13 protein-coding genes are annotated in these 21,264 nt (G+C 37.0%); 9 read left to right on the forward strand and 4 right to left on the reverse strand.

The genetic code is table 11. The features are described 5' to 3' along the window. Nucleotides 1-111: 111 nt before the first annotated feature. The 7 genes from AC07N0_RS02375 to AC07N0_RS02405 all read left to right on the forward strand — a co-directional run bounded on the left by AC07N0_RS02375 (nt 112) and on the right by AC07N0_RS02405 (nt 13,976). Complete coding sequence (locus AC07N0_RS02375) at nt 112-1,773, forward strand: DUF4957 domain-containing protein (RefSeq protein WP_494587961.1); 1,662 nt, start codon at nt 112-114, stop codon at nt 1,771-1,773. 75 nt (nt 1,774-1,848) lie between these two features. Continuing rightward, a complete protein-coding gene (gene pelA, locus AC07N0_RS02380; protein WP_494587962.1) occupies nt 1,849-2,916 on the forward strand; it encodes a pectate lyase in 1,068 nt (355 codons plus the stop codon). A gap of 278 nt (nt 2,917-3,194) precedes the next feature. Continuing rightward, complete coding sequence (locus tag AC07N0_RS02385; protein WP_494587963.1) at nt 3,195-4,205, forward strand: family 43 glycosylhydrolase; 1,011 nt, start codon at nt 3,195-3,197, stop codon at nt 4,203-4,205. A gap of 275 nt (nt 4,206-4,480) precedes the next feature. Next, a complete protein-coding gene (locus tag AC07N0_RS02390) occupies nt 4,481-9,196 on the forward strand; it encodes a pectinesterase family protein (RefSeq protein ID WP_494587964.1) in 4,716 nt (1,571 codons plus the stop codon). Nucleotides 9,197-9,225: 29 nt separating this feature from the next. Beyond that, nucleotides 9,226-10,176, forward strand: a complete 951-nt coding sequence (locus AC07N0_RS02395) for a pectinesterase family protein (protein ID WP_494587965.1) — start codon at nt 9,226-9,228, stop codon at nt 10,174-10,176. A 520-nt stretch (nt 10,177-10,696) separates the two neighbouring features. Continuing rightward, nucleotides 10,697-11,695, forward strand: a complete 999-nt coding sequence (locus AC07N0_RS02400; protein WP_492800641.1) for a DUF4382 domain-containing protein — start codon at nt 10,697-10,699, stop codon at nt 11,693-11,695. Nucleotides 11,696-11,939: 244 nt separating this feature from the next. Then, complete coding sequence (locus tag AC07N0_RS02405) at nt 11,940-13,976, forward strand: serine hydrolase (protein WP_494587966.1); 2,037 nt, start codon at nt 11,940-11,942, stop codon at nt 13,974-13,976. A 195-nt stretch (nt 13,977-14,171) separates the two neighbouring features. Here the strand turns inward: AC07N0_RS02405 and AC07N0_RS02410 are convergent, their stop codons facing one another. The 3 genes from AC07N0_RS02410 to AC07N0_RS02420 form a co-directional block, all read right to left on the reverse strand. Further along, entirely contained in the window at nt 14,172-15,347 is a 1,176-nt protein-coding gene (locus AC07N0_RS02410; RefSeq protein WP_492800643.1) for an acetyl-CoA C-acyltransferase, read from the reverse strand. A 128-nt stretch (nt 15,348-15,475) separates the two neighbouring features. Further along, entirely contained in the window at nt 15,476-17,875 is a 2,400-nt protein-coding gene (locus tag AC07N0_RS02415; RefSeq protein ID WP_494587967.1) for a 3-hydroxyacyl-CoA dehydrogenase/enoyl-CoA hydratase family protein, read from the reverse strand. Nucleotides 17,876-18,074: 199 nt separating this feature from the next. Further along, nucleotides 18,075-18,605: a GNAT family N-acetyltransferase gene (locus AC07N0_RS02420; RefSeq protein ID WP_494587968.1), complete on the reverse strand. Its 531-nt coding sequence runs from the start codon at nt 18,603-18,605 to the stop codon at nt 18,075-18,077. A 164-nt stretch (nt 18,606-18,769) separates the two neighbouring features. On the opposite strand from AC07N0_RS02420, the gene AC07N0_RS02425 reads away from it, so the two are divergent. Together AC07N0_RS02425 and AC07N0_RS02430 are read left to right on the forward strand one after the other, a co-directional pair. After that, nucleotides 18,770-19,672, forward strand: coding sequence for a LysR family transcriptional regulator (locus AC07N0_RS02425; protein ID WP_494587969.1), 903 nt, complete (start codon nt 18,770-18,772; stop codon nt 19,670-19,672). A gap of 19 nt (nt 19,673-19,691) precedes the next feature. Continuing rightward, a complete protein-coding gene (locus AC07N0_RS02430) occupies nt 19,692-20,162 on the forward strand; it encodes an Lrp/AsnC family transcriptional regulator (protein ID WP_494587971.1) in 471 nt (156 codons plus the stop codon). Nucleotides 20,163-20,301: 139 nt separating this feature from the next. On the opposite strand, the gene AC07N0_RS02435 is transcribed toward AC07N0_RS02430, so the two are convergent. Next, nucleotides 20,302-21,261: an MlaD family protein gene (locus AC07N0_RS02435; RefSeq protein WP_492800647.1), complete on the reverse strand. Its 960-nt coding sequence runs from the start codon at nt 21,259-21,261 to the stop codon at nt 20,302-20,304. Nucleotides 21,262-21,264 lie beyond the last annotated feature (3 nt).

Consider the following 21,264-nt stretch of genomic DNA (forward strand, 5'->3'; position numbering starts at 1 on the left):
TAAATTGTGAATGTTGTAGTTGTGAGTGAGTGAATCATCCATTGAAATTTCACTCACTCACAATTCACTCACTCGCAATTCACTAATTCATAATTAAACAAAGAAATACTCATGAATAAAACACATATAAAACAAAGTTTAGCAGTAGTATTAGTGAGCTTAGGAGCTTTCTTTGCTTGCAAAACTGAAGATGAAATTACCGCCGAAACTCGTCTTTTCAGACCTGTTTTGAACAAAGAGCTTTCTGCTAAAAATAATACCATCATCGTAAACATGGGTAATATCAAGGCAGCAACAGGCTATACCGTAGAAATCAGTAGAGATACTTTCAAAACAACTGATTACACTTTTAAAGTTGATACTAATTATGTGGTAGTTGACGAAACGTTATTAAAAGGCGAATCACTTTATTGGAATACTACCTATCAGGTTCGTGCCAAAGCCCATGCCCTTAAAACCGAATTTGATAGTAAAGTTTCGGATTTAGGAGGTGTAAGAACAGAAAAATTCCCAAGTATTATGGTAACACCTACCTCTGCTGATGTGCTTGATGTGGCAGCCAGAGTAAGATGGGCGACAGGTGGTGTAGCCATTACCAAAGTAAAGGTTTTTGCTAAAACAGATTTGAAGTTAGCCACACCATTGGCGCAATATGATGTATCAGCAGCTGACCAAAAGGCTGGAAGTACGATTATTAAAAAATTGAATCCGCTTACTACTTATCAATTAGCCATCTATGGTGCTGATGGAACGGTGAAAGGATGGGACAACTACACAACTATCAGTCGTGCGGTAGATACTACTAGCCCTAACGTAATAGACTTATCAGAAAGCGATGACCCTAATGCATTGAATGCAGCTTTATTAACTGTCGTAGAAAAGGGCATTATTGTGTTGAAAAAAGGTGCTACTTATGTAATGCCTACTAACAATTTCGATAAATCAGTTACTATTACAAGTGCGTATGGTTTTGGCGAGCAAAAAACAATCATTACTACTTCGGGTGGTGGTAATATTGGTACTGGTGTAACATTAGACTATGTTCGTTTTAATAATATTGAGTTTATCGGTGCTGATATTGGTGGTAGTTATATTTTCAACCCTAATATTGCTACTTTGACTACCGTAAAAGAACTTTCGTTTGATAATTGTATTATCTCTAATATGCGTGGTGTATTGCGTATCAGAGCAAAAGCCTTTATCACTAATTTCATCATCAAAAACTCTATCGTTCACCAGATTGGTACTTATGGGGTATTGACAACTGATACAGATGGAGCTGGAAATGCGGCGGTTGATAACATTATTTTCCAAAGCAGTACATTTAGCAAAATCAACATTTTCTTGACATCTCGTCAAAATTCAAATTCTGTTGTTATTGAAGACTGTACCTTGAGCGAAATTGCGACAAACGGCGGTTCATTATTCAACTGGCGTGGTACTGCTGTTGGTCTACGTAATGTGACGAATGGCATTAAAATAGCCAACTGTATTTGGGGACACGCGTGGGATCAATCAGGTACTTCGGTCTTGACTGTCCGTGGAAAATCTGCTGGTTTAGATGTTACCAACTTCACGGTGTTAAATACTTATACTACTGGTGACTTTGGTTATGTAGCAGGTACTGAAATTTCAGGTTTACCATCGTTTACTTATACTAAAAAGGCTTCAGAACTTTGGGTTAGTCCTTATTCTGGTTTAAATTTCAACTTTAAAGATGCTACTTTCGCTGGTCGTAAAGATACTGGTGACCCTCGTTGGAGAGTAAAATAACCTGATTGATTAGTAGTTTTTAAAAGAAATCCCTTTTAGAAACTACTAATCAATTTATATTATATCCCTAAAATTATGTATTATAAAATCCTACTTTGTGTTGCTTGTTTAGTAAGCTTTGAGATGATTGCTTGCAAAAGTGTACAACCCATTCAAACAACTCAAACAACTGCTTACCCTCAAGATTCTGTCGCAGAAAGAATGCTTTTGTACCAAAGAGATAACGGAGGCTGGCCACAGCCTGGTGGTGATGCTATCAATTATAACTTAACGGTTTCGAGTACTCTGAAAGCAAAATTATTATCAGAGAAAAAAGTATATGATACGACAATTGACGACAAAGCTACTACCAATGAAATCACTACTTTAGTGGGTGCTTATAAGAAAACTCAAAATCCAGCTTATATCCAAGCGGCAGAAAGAGGTATAAAGTATTTATTGGAGGCACAAAACAAAGCAGGAGGTTGGGGACAATTCTTTCCTGATACTTCTGGTTATCATAAGCACATTACTTACAACGATAATGCGATGATTGATGTGATGAATGTATTAAGAAATACTGCGGAGGCTAAGAATAATTTTGAGGTAGTAGATGCATCCTTAAAAGCACCTGCTCAAGCAGCGGTACAAAAAGGTATTGCATGTATCTTGAATACTCAATACAAACAAAATGGCAAGCTTACGGTATGGTGTGCACAACACGATAGAGAGACTTTGCTTCCTGCGAAAGCCCGAAAGTTTGAATTAGCTTCATTGAGTGGTAATGAAACAGTAGGAATCATTCACTTTTTAATGGGCATTGATAATCCCTCTCCCGAAGTAAAACGAGCGATTAATGCAGCAGTAAGCTGGCTAGATGCTGTAAAATTGGTAGGTATCAAAATAGAAGAGGTAAAAGACCCTTCGCTTCCTAAAGGGAAAGATCGCCTTGTTAAAGCAGACCCTAATTCTACGCTCTGGGCAAGGTTTTATAATTATGAAACGAATGTTCCTTTCTTTACTGGACGAGACAGCGTACCGAGAGCAGCGTTAGCAGATATTGAAAATGAAAGAAGAGTTGGCTATGCTTATTACGGCATTTGGCCTGCCAAACTTTTAGCGGTTGATTACCCTAATTGGGTTAAAAAATGGGATAAAAAATAGATTATCGCTGATTACAAAGCCTAAAACAAGCGTTAGCTTACCGCCTAAAACAAGCGTTAGCTTACCAACTAAATAACAAAAGCCCATTATTGGGCTTTTGTTTACCTCAAATTTCCAAAGCAATGGCAATATCCATTGAACTTTGATTGACATATCCATTTCGTTTTATTAATCATGCCAACTATCAAATTGAAAATGATAGACGACCCTTTTATGGACTAGTCGAAGCATTTCGCTATGATTATCCTTTGTCTATTTTACAATAAAACTAACGCTGAATGAAAAAGATTTCGGTAATAATATTATTAAGTTTGGTGGTTTTGAACGGCATTGCCCAAACACCAACTACGCCAACTCCTATTAAGAAAACGGTGAAGGATTTTCCTCATACGGGCGAACCAGCAATGCCCGTTGTAAAGCCTATCCTTGATGTTCCATTGAGGGATGCAAGTATCTGCGTAGGCGGTGATAAATATTATTATTTAACAGGGACAATTGGTCCAGACTTCATGATTGCGAACGAGGGGATTAAGCTATGGCGTTCAAAAGATTTGAAAGAATGGGAAGCACTTGGCTTAGTGTGGAGTATCGAAAAAGATGGTACTTGGCAAAAACAATGGACAGAAAAAAACGGACAAAAAAGGCGAGCACTTTGGGCACCAGAAATTCATTTCTTAAAAGGTAATTATTATATCGCTTATTGTGTCACTGGTTTAGGGACAGGTCTTTTAAAAAGCTCATCTGGCAAACCAGAAGGCCCTTATATCAGTGTAAACGTGCCTGATGCACCACTTACTTCTGGCATTGATGCTTCCTTATTCCAAGATGACGACGGACAGGTTTATTTTCTGTATGGAAGTGGATTTATCGCAAAAATGAAAGATGACCTGAGTGGCTTATTAACAAAACCAGTAGCCTTAAAATGTGCCATTCCTGACCTAGACGTTGAGCATCACCACCCTAACAGACCTTGCAAAGACTTTGACCATGTAGGTTTTGAAGGAGTGTATATGCTAAAGAAAAATGGCAAATATTATCTTTCATGCGCCGAAAGATATTATGAACGCTACCATTGTATGACGGCAGAGGCTGATAATATCATGGGGCCATATGCTGCTCGTTATGTGTCTGTTCCTTATGCTGGGCATAATACATTTTTTGAAGACTCGAAAGGACAATTATGGAGTACAATGTTTGGGAATGATGCCGATGCTCCAGTGAGTAAATTACCTGCTATCGTACCCGTAGTGTTTGATAAAGAAGGTCATATCAAACCAAAAGTAAACTAAATGTTATCTATTTCAGCATAGACAATACCTCATTCATACATTATGAAGCTGTTTAAACTTTCAGTTTCCGAGGTGAAAGTATTGTATTTTTGAATTGATTTTTTCAAAATTTGTGAAGCATAGCATCGCTACGTTGAGTAAATTTTGGAACAAGCTATTCTAAAAGACTTAGTTTAACCCGAAAGGGAAAGTTTAAACAGCTTCTATATAAAAACTCTCAAATCATTAAATATTTAAGCCTTATAACGGAAAGAATTTTCCAGATTTTATCCTCTATGAAAAGCTATTTTAACTCTTCACTAAGTCAAAAATATATTCTTTGGCTTATACTCTCTTTGTGCTTTTTTTCTTCAACAATCCAAGCACAACAGTTGGCTTTTCCAACTGCCGAAGGTAGCGGACGTTTTGCTAAGGGTGGTCGTGGTGGTACTGTCTATGAAGTAACCAATCTTAACGATGCTGGTACTGGAAGTTTAAGAGACGCTATCAGTCAGCCCAACAGAACGATTGTATTCAAAGTTTCGGGTGAAATAAAACTGAAAAGTCGTTTACAAATCAAGCAAAGTAATATTACCATTGCTGGACAAACCGCCCCCGGTCAGGGTATTTGTATTACGGGCTATACTGTAAATATTTCTGCTTCGGATGTCATCATACGCTATATCCGTTGCCGTTTTGGTGATGACAATGCTGTAGATGATGATGCTATGAACAGTTGGAATCATCTTTTTGAAAACATCATTGTTGACCATTGTTCTATGAGCTGGTCGATTGACGAAACAGGCTCATTTTATGGCATTCGTAATTTTACTTTACAATGGTGTATCCTCAGCGAAAGCTTATTCAATTCAAAACATGATAAAGGAAAACATGGGTACGGGGGAATTTGGGGAGGTGCTAACGCTACTTTTCACCATAATTTAATTGCGCACCACACTTCCAGAAATCCACGATTTGGAGGTACTCGTCCGGGGTATATTCCATATCCAGCTTCGGAAGAATTAGTTGACTATCGAAACAACGTATTATACAATTGGGGAAACATTAATTCTTCTTACGGGGGCGAAGGTAGTAGAATCAACATGGTCAATAATTACTATAAACCAGGCCCAGCCACTCCGGGAAGTCTTACTGTTAGTTCAGCATCCAATAAAAGAAACCGCCTTCTTTATTATTCAAGTTATGTAGTAGATAATGAAACAGATACTACTTGGGGTGGTAAATTTTATATTAATGGAAATGTAGTAGCTGGTTATCCAGATGTCTCGGCAGATAACTGGGCAAAAGGTGTGCAAAAAGATGGTTACGCCAAAGTAGATGCCTTACTAGCAGTAGCCCGACAAAGTCAGCCCTTTGCCACGGCACCAGTACGTACACAAACGGCGGAGGCAGCCTTTTTAACCGTGTTAGATAGTGCAGGAGCGATACTTCCTAGACGAGATAATATTGATGCTCGAATTGTAAGAGAAACAACTTATGGTACAGCTACTTATGAAGGTGCTGCCTATTCTACTATCAAAGATACGGGTGTGATTCATCCTTCTGGTATTATTGATAGTCCTGCGGATGTGGGAGGCGTGCCTAAATATGGTTCAAATACTCCGTATAAAGACGCTGACAAAGATGGAATGGACGACCTTTGGGAAATAGCCAATGGACTAAACCCCAACAATGCTAGTGATGGAAACTCAGTAGGCACAAATGGTTATACCAATTTAGAGAATTTCTTGAACGGTATTAATAAAGATACAGGTACAGGTGAGATTGCTGGAGGTTCAGTCATCATTGATTTAATGGATTATAATGCTGTAGTTGCCAAAGATGGTACTGGTTCATATAAAACAATACAGGCTGCTATTGATGCTGCCCCTGTCAATAGCACAAAGCCTTATAGAATCTTTATCAAAAATGGGAAGTATCTTGAAAAGGTATCTATCGTTGCTAACAAAACCTTTATCCATCTCATTGGCGAAAGTGCCGCTAAAACCATTATTTCTTGGAATGACTATTCTGGAAAAGTAAATCCCGCAGGTGGAACTTTCGGCACAAGTACCTCGGCTACCTTAACCATTAAAGCAGGTGACTGTTATTTACAAAACTTAACCGTAGAAAACACAACAGGTGATGCGCCACAGGCTTTGGCCATTTCGATGGAAGGAGATAGAAATGTGGCTAAAAGCTGTATTTTTCTAGGTGGACAAGATACAGTATTAAGCAATGGAGATGGAAAAAGACAATACTTTAAAAATTGTTATATCGACGGTGTCGTTGATTTTATCTTTGGAAGTGCCATTACTGTTTTTGATTCGTGTATCGTATATGCCAAAGACCGTGCGGATAAATTGGCAGGTAGCTATATCACTGCTGCTAACACGCCTAATACTCAAAATTATGGTTATGTTTTCAGGAATTGTATTTTGCCTGCTAATACTGGTGTAACTGCTTATGTATTGGGCAGACCTTGGCAAAACGATGGTTCTACGGCTGATGTAGCGAAAAAATACAATAAAGTGGTTTTCTTGAATAGTATTTACGGAAACAAAATCGTAAAACCAGAAGGGTGGTCAACTTGGGATAGTGGTACAAATACTGCTTTGATTACCTATGCGGAATATAAAAGCAAGTGGTATGATGGTACATTGGCAGATGTTAGCAAAAGACTTTCATGGTCGAAGCAATTGACAGATGCCGAAGCATTACCCTATTACGACAACACCAAAGTATTTGGCGACTGGAATCCATGTACTACCACCACAGATTTTTGTATTACCCCTAAAGCTGAAATCGTAGCTGTCAATATCAAAACGGTAAAAGGAGCTAACCTCTCTACTCCTACTACTTTTTCATGGAACATTGCTTGGGCGATGAAAGACCTCCGCTATGAACTATACAGAAGTACCGACAACAAGGTTAGCTTTTCCAAAATCAGTGAAACAGTGGCTACTACCGATACCCTGATAAACTTTAGCATGACTGACGCCGCTCCTGTGGCAGGGAAAACCTATTATTATTTATTAAAAATAAGCAAAACAGGTTTGAAAGATTTTGTTTCTGATACCCTAACGATTTCAAGTGTTCCAACCATCACAATAGCAGGAACACCTAAAGATTTTATCCAAGGTTTAGGGAAAGCCTCCTCAGTACAAGTATATACGTTGTCTGCCGAAAATTTAGCTGATAAGCTTAACATCAGTATCCCTACTAATTTTGAGGTTTCAATTGATGCAGGGAAAACATGGGTTGATGCTAAAAATAGCGTAAGTATTGCTCCAACCAACGGAAGTATTGCTACTACTAATATACAAGTACGCTTGAACAGCATTCTGGCAGGAACTTTCAGTGGAAATATCATACATACCAGTACTGGGGCAACCAGTAAATCAATCACAGTAAACGGCACTACCCAAACAGATGCCTTGCCTGTGTCTCAACGCTTGGCATATTGGTCAATGGTTGTTTCAGACACTGATAGCTCGGCACTAAGAGCTAAAGGAGTACTAATTGGCAAGCCCGTTTTAAAGAAGCTTAGTTTATCGAATGGCTCTATAATTCCTGCTTATTCAGCATTACATGGACAAGCTTTTGCTCCTTCGGCAGATGGGGGTGGGCTTTGGACTACTGCTGGTGGAGGCTTTGGCAATAATTTGAGTCGCTCATCTTATGAACAATTTACCATTAAAGCCTCTGGTGGCTATGCTGTAAAGGTAGATTCTATCAGTTTAAAAATGGCTTTGTATGCCGCTGCTACTGGTAAATTTGCAGTAGTTTATTCAAAAACAGGTTTTAAATCAGACTCTGCTGATGTTTCTGGTGGATTAATAGCTGGTGTACCTATGCTTAGTTCGGCTAATGCTTCCTTTGCGAATCCTGCTATTCCAGTATCAGAACCAAGTGCAACCGTTACTTTATATCAAATAGCCCTAAATGGTGCCAACGGCATTAACTTAGCTGCTGGCGATTCTTTAACTATCCGTATGTATTTTAGTACAGGCAGTTCAAGTGCTGGTCGTTATGCCAAAATCAAAGATTTAAGTTTTTTAGGCTCCACCAAGGAAACACAACCTGCTACACTCAATATTATTCAATCTCTGACCGATTTCACTTATATGGTTGGTAGTAATTCGCCTGTTCAAACCTATTCGGTTGCAGGCGAGAACCTTAGCGATGATATTAGCCTGACGGCACCGAACAACTTTGAAATTTCAAAAGATGGTACTAATTGGGTTACTTCAACAGGAGTTTTAAAATTAACCCAGTCTGCTGGAAAAGTAGCTAAAACGACTATATATGTAAGAGTAAGCGCTAATACTGCTGGTATATATAACGGCAATATTATTCATGCTACGACAGGAATTAATTCAATTACTTTGCCAATAAAAGCCATTTTAACGGCCTCTGCTCCTACACTAACGATTCCACAAAATTTACAAGACTTTACTTATCTGATAGGTTCGTCAGTAGCTACGCAAAGCTATAGCGTAACGGGTGAAAATCTACTCGGTGATGTAGTGTTAGTACCTCCTCCTCATTTCGAGATTTCGATTGATAATACTACATGGGTAAATGCGGCTTCGACCTTAAAACTTACTCCATCCGCAGGAAAATTATCGCAAACGACTATCTATGTGAGATTGACGGCTAAACTTATCGGTACTTTTACAGGGGATATTAGTCATGCTTCATCTGGTATGAGTACTAAAATGCTGACGTTGAAAGGAATAGTAAGTAACCCCCTTGGTGTAGAAGAAGAACCTGTTAGGAAAATATTGATTGGTCCTAATCCATCACAAAATGAATTAAAGGTTTTTCATCCCTTAGCCAAAGCAACTTTAAGCATCTTAGGGACTTCTGGACAAAAAATTCAGAGTGTCAATACACAATCTAATAGTACTTCAACTATTTTAGAGCTCAATCACCTATCTTCAGGAACATACTTCCTTGAATACCTGAATGGTGATTATCGAGAAGTATTGAAGTTTATTAAAAATTAACAATCAAGCATTTTCAAAAGAATCTATATATGAATAGTAAAAGTATTTTTCTCTTTTTCTTTTTAATAACAGGCAATTTATCACTGGCACAGCAATATGATTTTGTAGTTGCTCAAGATGGTAGTGGACAATTTAAAACCGTTCAAGAAGCTATCAATGCCGTACCCGATTTTCGTAAAAAGCCTACGACAATCTTTATCAAGAAAGGTACTTATAAAGAAAAATTAGTACTGGCTGAATCAAAAGCCATGGTGAAATTTATTGGCGAAAGTCTCACTGAAACCATTCTTAGCTATGATGATTATGCACAGAAAAAGAATATTTTTGGAGAAGAAAAAGGCACAACAGGTTCGGCAAGTTTTTATGTGTTTGGCAATGAGTTTTCAGCTAAAAATATTACTTTCCAAAACTCAGCTGGTCCAGTGGGTCAAGCAGTAGCCATTTGGGTAAAAGGTGATAAAGCCAAATTTGAACATTGCAGGTTCTTAGGTTTTCAAGATACCCTTTATACGTATGGGCATGAAAGCAGACAATATTATTATGACTGCTATATAGAAGGAACGGTCGATTTTATCTTTGGCTCATCTACCGTACTCTTTGAAAAATGCACGTTGTTTACTAAGAAAAATGGTTACTTAACAGCGGCTTCGACATCAGAAAATAAAGCATTCGGCTACGTTTTTAAAAATTGTACCATCACAGGAGATGCCGAGGCTAACACTTTTTATTTAGGACGACCTTGGAGACCTTTTGCCAAAGTAGTATTCATACAATGTAAACTTGGCAAACAAATAAGACCCGAAGGATGGCACAATTGGGATAAAGCAAGCAATGAACAAACAAGCTATTTTGCGGAGTACAAAAACACAGGTGAAGGTGCAAACACAGGCAAAAGAACACCGTGGGCACATCAGTTAAGTGATGAAGAAGCGAAGGGCTATACTAAAGAAGCTATTTTTGGTGATTGGAAGGTAGAGTAACCTACCAAATTTTATATTAAAAAAATCAATTTGTTTCACACTCATTATTCTTCCATGCTAAAGTTCATTTAAGCAATCTTCATCTATTGTTTAAATGAACTTTTATATTTTTATCACATTCTTCTCAGTATATTCCTCAGGTGTGTCCCAAAAATTACCCACTTTTTACTCACTTCTCCTCAATTCATCATTTATTCTCATATTATTTGATTTTCCTTTCAAAAACGATTGGTTCCCTAAAACTTCATTTTTTCATCACACAATGATGTGAAGCATAATGTTAGTCATTTTTTATAAATACCTAATAATCAAATATTTATAAAAAATACACCTCATTTTTATGCCATCACATCAATAGGTATTTCCTACATTCATGTACATTTCTTTTACGTTGATTATACAAACAGGCAAATTAGACACTGCGAAAGAGCAGCAATCAGAAAAACCTTTGACTAAAAACCCTAAAAATTTAACTGAAAACCCTGAAAATCAAACGTCCAAATTTAAACTTTAATGTCTTATGAAAACTAGAAAAATCCTTATGTATGCTTTATTGGCTTTGGGAATTATTACATTACAATGGTCATGCAGTAAAGATGACGATAACGTAACGCCCGCAGCTACTGAACAAGACCCTAATGCGCCAAAAGGACAAGTAAAAGTAGGTATTACTGATGCTCCGATTGACAATGCCGAAATTAACGGTGCTTTTGTAACAATTACAGAAGTAAGATTAGATGGAAAAAGATATGATGGATTTCAAGGACCAAAAACAGTAAACATTGCTGAGCTTAACAATGGTACTTTCTTGACATTAGTTGATGGTAAATTCCAAACTGGTACGTATAGTAAACTAACGTTCGTATTTGACTATGAAAAAGACCAAGCTGGTAATGCCCCAGGTACTTATATCTCAAAAGTAGACGGGACTAAAAGCAAATTAGCCATTTCTGGAAATGCTAGAAACTCGCTTGATGTAAACAGTAAGCCTTTTACAGTTAGTGAAACGGGTACTACTGATTTAATGGTTGATTTCGACTTACGAAAAGCCATTAAAACCTATGAAGAAAATGCTAAGAAAAACTATTCATTTGTTACTTATGGCGAATTGCAGTCGTCAGTAAGAGTAGTAAACAAAAGTGCTACAGGTACTATCACAGGTCATGCAAACGGATATAATTCTACGATGATGGGGAAAGTGGTAGCCTATGTGTACAAAAAAGGAGAATTTAATCCAAGCACTGAAGCGAAAGGACAAGGCGATAGTTCAATAGAATTTAAAAATGCTGTTTCAAGCTCAATAGTTGATGGAAACGGTAATTTTAAAGTATCGTTCTTGGAACAAGGTAATTATGAAATACACTTTGCTTCTTATAAGCCTTCAGGCGATGCTAATTCTTCATTGACATTAAATGCGTTATTGAATATATCGAGTGCATTAGATTTAAATACCATTGCAGTACAATCTAATAGCAATGTATCGGTATCATTATCAATAACAGGGGTAATAGGTTTATAATATTGAGAGTTGTGAGTGATGAGCTTAAACTAAAGTATTTACAAGCACTTTAATTCACTTATCAATATCGTTTTTAAGACTATTTAACACTCCTTATTTAATAAGTAAAAGCTTCAATGAATGTCAATTAGGCATTTTTTGAAGCTTTTATTTTATAACATGAATCTCCTTCTCTAAAATATCATGTTCAATATGAAAGACTTAAAAGCTTTTTTCGTTTTTTTACAGGCTAACACGATATAATATGTCTAACAGATATTTTCTTTCTTTTATCTTTTTATTATTACTATCCAAACTGAGTTTTGGACAAAAAATTATCAAGGGTAAAACGTTGCATAAAAACTCTAAAGAAGCTATTCCTTACGTTAATATCGGGGTTGAAAAATCAAATATCGGTACTATTTCTAATGCTGATGGAAGCTTTTTAATCATTATTCCTCAAAAATTGAGCTCAGATACCTTAACTTTTTCAGCCCTTGGCTTTGGAAAAAGAAGGATTCCGATAACATTGTTAGTACATGAAAAAGATATTAATATTCTTTTGAATGAAAAATCTACATTGCTGAATTCCGTTACTGTCAATGCTACTAAACAGAAAAATAAAACGTTTGAACTAGGCAATAAGACCTCTAATGGTGGTACCTATGAACCCGACACCACTTATGCTGGGCATTGCATTGCATTACTCATCGAAAACAAAGAGGAGTATATTCAAAAGGGGCTTGATTTTCCTGCTTATTTAGAAAAAGTAAGCCTCAGAATATTCAGAAATAACCTAAAGACATTTAAGTTCAGGATTCGATTAAATGCTGTTGATAGTTTGACTGGTCAACCTAGTGAAGACCTACTCCAACAAAGTATTATCGTGGAATCTTCTATGAAAAATGGCTGGCTAACTTTTGACCTTTCACATCTGAACTACTTAATCACAAAACCGTTTTTTGTAAGTTTTGAACAAATACTTGATTTACACGACAGAACAGCTATTGCTGACGGTTATAGAGATTTTATGCAAAAGTATCCTGAAAGACTAAAGACCGATACCGTAGAGTTTGAAGGCAAGAAGGTGATTAATCAAAAAATTATGAGAGGAGGAATAGATTTACCGGGTACATTCATTGGCATATCTACCTCCAATAACAATCGTTATACTTGTTTTGCCAGAGAAACAAGTTTAGGAGAATGGAAAAAAGTAAGGGGTATTGTTACAGCCTACCTTACTATGAGTAATCAGGCAAACTTGAGCGGAGAAGTAAAAGCAAGTCCAGCAATACCTTGTAAGGATGCCATTGAGTGCCTTATAGAAAAAAGCTGCAAGGATTTTATCGATGAAAGCGGTATGAATGGACTACAGCTTTGCATTAGCAAAGGCAATAAAATCAGGTATTCCATTAATTTGGGTTATGCAGATGTTACTAACAATATTCCTGTTACCGATTCTACCCGTTTTCGGATAAATAGTATCTCAAAAGCGATGACTTCGCTTGCATTAATCAAGCTTATATCAGAGAAAAAACTTGATTTAGATGCTCCTATCCAACAATATCTTCCCGATTTCCCGCCAAAAAAATATACGGTTACTACGCGACAATTGGCTGGTCATTTAGCTGGTTTTCGTGATTATAAAGAGGATGATTTGAACGATTATATCCGTACCGAACATTTTGATAATGCCATTCAAGCCCTAAAAGTATTTAAAGATGATACCCTGCTTTTTAAACCGAATACGCAATTTCATTATTCTAGTTTTGGCTGGAATTTAATTGGAGCGGTGATTGAAGGTGCGAGCGGTCAAAGTTATTTACAGTATATGGCTAAAAATATCTGGCAACCTTTAAAACTATCCTCTACTTGTGGAGACGATATAAAAAGTACTATCAACAATAGAAGTAAATTTTATGATGCAACGGGACAAGAAAATGATTTCGGAGATTTAAGTTATAAATATTCGGGCGGTGGGCTTTTATCAACGGCTAAAGACTTAGTAACATTAGGGAATGAAATATTGCATGGTAATTTTTTCGACGCTAACCTCAAAAAGACACTTTTTGAAAGCCAATATACTACTGACAAACAAGCAACGGGCTATGGTATTGGTTGGTATACAGGTAAAGATAAAAATGGACATCGCATCTGGTATCATGCGGGCGATTCCTTTAGCAGTAGCTCATATTTAATTATTTATCCAGATGATGACATCGTAATTTCCTTTCTTGGAAATTCACAAGAGGGTGTGATGTTTAATGTGCAGAATATTGGAGAGTTGGTTTATGGGAAGTAGTGTTGAGTTTAGATTATAACAGAATCAAGTCAAATTTTTATTTATTTCTAGTGAGGGACTTAAGTCCCTCGCTAGAAATAAATACCTTGATTATCAGCTATTTATATACTTGCGGATAATCGATACTCGCTAGTGATAAATAAATAAAGGGCAAGTAAACCCTGCCCTTTATTTTCAAATTAGTAAATCTAACAACTACAATAACTCATAAATACCAGCTACGCCTTGTCCACCACCAACGCAAGCTGAAACCATTCCGTATTTTTGATTTCTTCGACGCATTTCGTTAAATAATTGTATAGAAAGCTTAGCCCCTGAACAGCCTAGCGGATGTCCTAAAGCAATAGCCCCTCCGTTTACATTTATCTTCGAACGGTCTAAATCTAATTCCTTGATTACCGCTAACGACTGTGCTGCAAAGGCTTCATTTAACTCTATTTGATCAATATCATTGATATTCAATCCTGCTTTTTTCAACGCTAATGGGATAGCTGCTACAGGACCTATGCCCATAATGCGTGGCTCTACGCCAGCAGTAGCATAAGTGACCATGCGAGCGATAGGTTCAAGATTAAGTTCTTTAACCATTGCTTCCGACATTACCATGACGAAAGCCGCCCCATCAGATGTTTGTGACGAGTTACCAGCCGTTACCGTTCCTCCTGCTGCGAAAACAGGCTTTAGGTTTGTTAAAGCTTGCATTGTCGTCCCTGCACGTGGCCCTTCGTCAGTGTCAACTACATATTCTCGGGTTTTCTTTTTGCCTGAATTAGCATCAAAAAATGTTTCTTTTACCGTAATTGGCACGATTTCATCTTTGAACAATCCATTCGCTTGGGCTGCTAATGCCTTGGTATGTGATGCTACTGAAAATTCGTCTTGTTCTTCACGAGAAATATTAAATTGCTCACGTACCTGTTCGGCTGTTAGTCCCATACCGATATAGTAATCAGGATGCTTCTGAGCAATTTCAAAATTCAAGGCCATTTTATACCCAGTAGTAGGGACTAATGACATGGACTCTGCACCGCCTGCAATAATACAGTCTGCAAGACCAGCATGAATTTTAGCCGAAGCCAAAGCGATTGCCTCGATACCTGAACCGCAATAACGATTGATGGTAAAGCCCGGAACATTTTTAGGCAATGATAGCAAAGCAATATATCGAGCAATTTGCATGCCTTGCTCTGCCTCTGGAACGGCATTGCCTACAATCAAATCATCTACACGCGTAGGGTCGAGGGCAGGCACTTGTGCCACCAAATGTTTGATTACTTCAGCTGCCAAATCATCAGGTCTTGTAAAACGGAAAACACCTCTTGGGGCTTTTCCAACAGCGGTACGATAGCCCGCTACTATATATGCGTTCATTTTTTTAGCTTTTTGTATAGCTGTGAGCCATGAGCTGTGAGCTATGGGCTATTAAGCTACCGTGATTTTGAATAATAATAATTAGCAAAAAAGCTCATGGCTTAATGCTCATGGCTCAAAGCTCTACCCTAATTCCTCAACGGTTTCCCTCCATTTAACAAACTCTGGATACGCTCTAATGTCTTTTTCTCTGCTGAAAGCGACAAGAAAGCTTCACGTTCTAGGTCTAATAAATATTGTTCTGATACCAACTGTGGATAACTCAAATCTCCTCCAGAAATCACATAAGCAAGTTTTTCAGCAATCTTAGCATCATGGTCTGAAATATATCGACCCATCTTCATGCCTTGAACACCTGCTTTGAATAGCGCAATCCCAGCTTTACCTTGTACCCTAATATCATTGCGTTTTTTAGGTTGAGTATATCCAGCTTCCGCTAATTCAATCGCTGCTTGTTTAGCATCTGCAATGAGGCGAGAACGATTCAAAACAATCTCATCTCCACGACGCAAATAATTCATCTCATACGCTTCTTGTGCCGAAGTACTTACTTTCGCCATGGCTATATTCATGAAAGCATTTTGCAACGTATTTAGTTCAGGGTCACCATTTTTATATAAATCTGAACAACGCAGTGCCATTTCTTTCGTACCACCACCCGCAGGAATCAAGCCTACGCCTACTTCAACCAAGCCCATATACGTTTCTGCGGAGGCTACTACCCTATCAGCATGGAGATTGATTTCGCAACCACCACCCAAAGCCAACGAATGTGGCGCAACAACAACAGGAATTGATGAATAGCGTACTCTCATCATGGTTTGTTGGAACTGAGCTATCATCATGTTGATTTCGTCGTATTCTTGTTCAATAGCAAACATAAACAACATCGCTAAATTAGCTCCTGCTGAAAATGCTTCTGTACTATCGTTTCCAATCACCAAACCACGGAAATCTTTTTCTGCTAAGCTGATTCCTTTCTGAATGCCTTCTATTACGCCCGCACCAAAGGTGTTCATTTTTGAACGGAATTCTAAACCCAGAATACCGTCGCCCAAATCATACACATTGCTTTCAGCATTTTTCCAGACAATGTTATTAGACAAGTTTTCTAGAATAATAAATGATTCCGTGCCAGGAATTACCTTGTATGATTTCGTTGGAATATCATAGTATAAACGCTTGCCGCCTTCTCTTTTATAGAAAGTCTTTGCGCCAGAAGCCAACATTTCGTGTACCCAGTCTGCTGATTTCATACCTTCGGCTTCCATCAGGGCAAGTCCTTTTTCTACGCCAATAGCATCCCATGTTTCAAATAAGCCTATTTCCCAACCAAAACCTGCACAGATAGCGGCATCAATGCGGTATAATTCGTCCGAAATCTCAGGGATTCTGTTGGTAACGTATCTGAAACCATCTAAGATAGTTTTTCTATAGAATTCCCCTGCTTTGCTTTTGTCTGCTAATAAAACAGCAAAACGTTCTTTCAAAGGCAAACTTTTAGTTTGTTCAAAAACAGCGAATTTTACTTTTTGAGAAGGCTCATATTCAAAGGTTTTTAGATTCAAGGCTAAAATCTCTGATTTGCCACTCGCTCCTTTTATTTTCTTATAGAATCCTTGACCAGTTTTATCACCAAGCCACTTTTTCTCTTGTAGCTTTTTTACCATTTCTGGCAAGATAAAAGTATCTTTTGCGTCGTCGTCGGTTAGTCCTGCATACAAATTATTGGAAACATTGATGGTAGTATCTAACCCTACAACATCCGATAAACGGAAAGTCCCTGATTTCGGTCGACCCACCACTACGGATGTCAATTTATCTACTTCCTCTACAGTCAATCCAAGTTCTTCTACTACTTGCATCGTTTTCATCATCGAATACACGCCCACACGGTTAGCAATAAAAGCAGGAGTATCTTTACATAAAACAGTAGTTTTGCCAAGATAACGGTCGCCATAGTGCATCAAGAAATCTATAACGGTAGTATCAGTGCTTGGCGTTGGAATAATCTCCAATAGTTTTAGATAACGAGGAGGATTAAAGAAGTGTGTGCCACAGAAATGTTTTTTAAAATCTTCCGAACGTCCTTCCGCCATCAAGTGAATAGGAATCCCAGAAGTATTGGAAGTAACCAAAGTACCTACTTTACGTAAAGCATCTACTTTTTCGTATAATGATTTTTTAATAGCTAAATTTTCAACAATTACTTCAATTACCCAGTCGTATTGACTGATTTCGGCTAAATTATCATCAAAATTGCCTAGTTTTATTCTATTGGCAAAAGATGCAGAATACAATGCCGCTGGATTAGCTTTTAAAGTTTGTTGAAAGGCGTCGTTTACAATACGATTGCGCACCGCAGGATGATCAGTGCTAAGCCCTTTGGCTTTTTCAGCATCGTTGGGTTCTTTCGGAACAATATCCAAAAGCATGACCTCAACGCCTATATTAGCAAAATGGCAAGCAATACGGCTTCCCATAATCCCAGAGCCCAAAACGGCTACTTTTCTAATTGAACGGTTCATGTTGTTTGTTTTATAAAAAATATAGGTAAAGTTAAATAAAAATAAATTTGTTATGCAAGCATACTATTTAATTATTTCTATCTTTCACAAAAAAACAAAAATCCCCACCAATGGTAGGGATTTTGTGTATTAACCTTTTCTAAAAATTCACACGAATAGTGTAAATATTGTTTGTACTCACTTCTTTTTGTATGAGTATTTATACTTTAAGTATATTCAATTCTTTTGTCATTAAATAATCGGTCTGCTCATCACTTCCTAACATAAAAACATGGGTTCCATTTATTTCAAACCCTTTACTTTTATAAAAGTTCAGTGCTTTCAAATTATACTCCCATACACCCAACCAGAGCAGGTCACAGCCTACAGACTTTGTCTTTTCACAACATTGTTCTAATAACAACCCGCCTAACTTTTGTCCGTGAAATTCCTTTTTAACGTATATACGCTCTAATTCTAAGGCATTTCTATCAGCAAATTCGCTTTTGTTTACCCTAAGTTTAGCATATCCAACCGCTTCGTTATCAACTTCTACTATTAAAAAAACCGTTCCATCTGTCTGAATTTCAGTTAACATCTGTGTTTGGTTGAAATGCTTAGTTAAATAAGTTTCAAGATTCTCAGGAGTATTTTGTGCGCCATAAGTATCGATAAAAGTTTCTTCACTAATGTTACAAATCACAGACACATCTAGGTAATTTGCTTCACGAATTTGGATATTTTTACTCATAAGAACAAGCCCTTTTTAACGTATAATAGAATATTTACAAATAAACCATTTTCTATTTATAATAAAAAATGCTTAATTTATATCGACTTATGCTTTTTAGGCATAAGTCAAAACTTCTGCACTTATCTATTTTTTTACTTCCTGACTCTTTAAAATTAAAAACAATGGATTTTAGACAGCTATCTTATTTTTTAGGAGTTGCCTCCGAGCTTCATTTTTCTAAAGCCTCCGAAAAACTTTTTATTGCCCAGCCAGCTTTAAGCAGGCAGGTTCAACAACTGGAAAATGAATTAGGGGTATTGCTATTCGAACGAGACAAACGTAACGTAAAGCTTACGCCTGCGGGCGAGTATCTTAATAATGAAGCACAGAAAATCTTATCTCAATTAGAGAATATCAAGCATAGAACACAACTGATTCATAAGGGTGAAGAAGGTGAAATTAGGATTGGACATCCTGGCTCTGCTATTTATTCGGTTATTCCTCCGCTTTTATCTGAGTTAAGGCTCCTCTTTCCTGCTATCAAAGCAAACTTGTCTGAGATGTTAGATAGCTCTGTGATTGAAGCACTAAAGAAACATGAAATTGATGTAGCCTTTATCCGAGAACTTCATCCTGATAAAGACCTTACATCTAAAATTATTTTTAAAGAACCTTTTGCGTTAATTTTGCCAGCGTGTCATCCAATTAATGAGGATAATTTTAAGAGTCTGGCTCAGATAAAAAATGATAATTTTATTTTACCGCCTCGCAACTCGAGTTCGGTTTATCATGATTTATTATTGCGTCTTTGTGAACGAGAAGGCTTTCTTCCCAATGTAGTCCATGAATCAAACTATGGAGCTACTATTTTAAAATTGGTAGAGCACAATCTGGGTATTTCATTGATGCCTATTTCCTATAAGCATAGCTCGGCCATGAAAGTAAAGTTTATTGAGCTTAAAAATATTCCAGAGCGAACCAATCTCTCTATTATTTGGCGAAAAGATGATACCAATCCTGTTTTACAGAATTTCTTAAAGATATCCGATTCTTTAAATTTTAGTGATTCACTTCCCATTAAATAATCCTTTAATTACCCATAAAATGGCAGCATTAGATAACATAGATTTAAAAATCTTACAGTTTCTGCAAGCAAATGCGTTGATGACCAATAAGGAAATTGCTGCAAGGCTTAATTTAACAACAACGCCTATTCACGAAAGGATAAAACGCCTCGAAAGCGAAGGGGTAATAGAAAAATATACAGCTATTCTGAATAAATCTAAGCTCGGAAAAAGTTTGGTGGTGTTGGTAGATGTAACCTTGAAAGAACATGCAGCTAGTTTTCTAGAGCAATTTGAAAAGGATGTTTTACTCTTGCCAGAGGTAGTAGAATGTTATTGTATTTCTGGGGGATCAGATTTTCTATTGAAGGTATTGGTAAGAGATATGGATGAATACCGCCATTTTATTTTACATAAATTAGCGACGCTCTCGAATATCGGAAATGCGCAAAGCAGATTTGTAGTCAACGAAATAAAAAGCCAAACGCCTGTGCCGATTGATGTGGTTTAGTGAGTTATTTTAATTGTGATTGAGTGAGTTGTGAATTAGTGATTTATTTAAAAATGTGAAACAATAAACTAATTTTGGAAACTTATTTAAAGTTAATCAACTAAAGAAAATCACTAACTCACAACTCACTCATTCAAAACTATTTCACCACAGGAGGTGTACTTTTATTTCCACCAAATACAGAGATGTTTACGTAGCGTTTTGGAGCCAATCTGAAATCAATTAAAAGCTTATCTAAATCAGCTACCGAACGGTTAAGATTAGTATAAAGTGAATCATCTTTCAATAATTTACCCATTGAACCCTGTCCTGCTTCGATACCTTGCATAATTTTTTGTAAACCATCCAACGACTTCTGAGTTGTTGCCACTGCCTGACTTATCTTTAAAGCATTCAAAGAATCGGCCATGGTATTAAATTTACCAATCAAAGGTTTCAAGCTTTTCTCTGTTTCTATTAAGTTATTAGAAAGGGTTCTCATATTAGCAGAGATACCAGCCAAATTACTTCTGTTTTCACTGATTGTACTGTTCAGAGAAGCCGTTAAAGAGCTTACTGAACGGTCAGAGTTTTTAACAAATCCATTCACAACCATGCCTGTACTTTCAAAACTTCTAGCAACTACACGAAGCGATTTGGTTAAAGAATCTAGGTTTTGAATTAATGGAAGAGCTTTTTCTTTGAGTAGGTCTGTTACACCCGTTTCTGAAGTAGCTATTAATGTTCCTCCTTCTTCAATAAATTTTCCAGAAGATTTACCCATCTCAATTCTGATTAACTTACCTCCTAACAGACCATCGGAAGCTAAAATCGCTTGTGTACCTTCGGGCAATTGTAAATCTTTCCTGATACTGATTACTACTTTTACTTTATTAGCATCACCTTTTAGTAATTCTATTTCTTTTACTTGCCCAATTTTCATTCCACTTAGTGAAACTTGGTTGGCTGCTGTTAAACCTTGTACATCTTTGTATATAATGACATATTTATTTTCCTGTGTAAAAAAATCTTTACCCTTTAAAAAATTAAATCCTAGATATAAAATTACGAAGGATGTAAGGGCAAGTATGCCTATTTTGGTTTCTTTAGAGATATTCATAAA

The organism is Arcicella sp. GW821-FHT09D11, assembly GCF_059416265.1.

Bases quoted from the DNA above. Each gene is read 5' to 3' on its own strand.
- AC07N0_RS02375 (WP_494587961.1), top strand. From the start codon at position 112: ATGAATAAAACACATATAAAACAAAGTTTAGCAGTAGTATTAGTGAGC.
- pelA (WP_494587962.1), top strand. From the start codon at position 1,849: ATGTATTATAAAATCCTACTTTGTGTTGCTTGTTTAGTAAGCTTTGAG.
- AC07N0_RS02385 (WP_494587963.1), top strand. From the start codon at position 3,195: ATGAAAAAGATTTCGGTAATAATATTATTAAGTTTGGTGGTTTTGAAC.
- AC07N0_RS02390 (WP_494587964.1), top strand. From the start codon at position 4,481: ATGAAAAGCTATTTTAACTCTTCACTAAGTCAAAAATATATTCTTTGG.
- AC07N0_RS02395 (WP_494587965.1), top strand. From the start codon at position 9,226: ATGAATAGTAAAAGTATTTTTCTCTTTTTCTTTTTAATAACAGGCAAT.
- AC07N0_RS02400 (WP_492800641.1), top strand. From the start codon at position 10,697: ATGAAAACTAGAAAAATCCTTATGTATGCTTTATTGGCTTTGGGAATT.
- AC07N0_RS02405 (WP_494587966.1), top strand. From the start codon at position 11,940: ATGTCTAACAGATATTTTCTTTCTTTTATCTTTTTATTATTACTATCC.
- AC07N0_RS02410 (WP_492800643.1), bottom strand. From the start codon at position 15,347: ATGAACGCATATATAGTAGCGGGCTATCGTACCGCTGTTGGAAAAGCC.
- AC07N0_RS02415 (WP_494587967.1), bottom strand. From the start codon at position 17,875: ATGAACCGTTCAATTAGAAAAGTAGCCGTTTTGGGCTCTGGGATTATG.
- AC07N0_RS02420 (WP_494587968.1), bottom strand. From the start codon at position 18,605: ATGAGTAAAAATATCCAAATTCGTGAAGCAAATTACCTAGATGTGTCT.
- AC07N0_RS02425 (WP_494587969.1), top strand. From the start codon at position 18,770: ATGGATTTTAGACAGCTATCTTATTTTTTAGGAGTTGCCTCCGAGCTT.
- AC07N0_RS02430 (WP_494587971.1), top strand. From the start codon at position 19,692: ATGGCAGCATTAGATAACATAGATTTAAAAATCTTACAGTTTCTGCAA.
- AC07N0_RS02435 (WP_492800647.1), bottom strand. From the start codon at position 21,261: ATGAATATCTCTAAAGAAACCAAAATAGGCATACTTGCCCTTACATCC.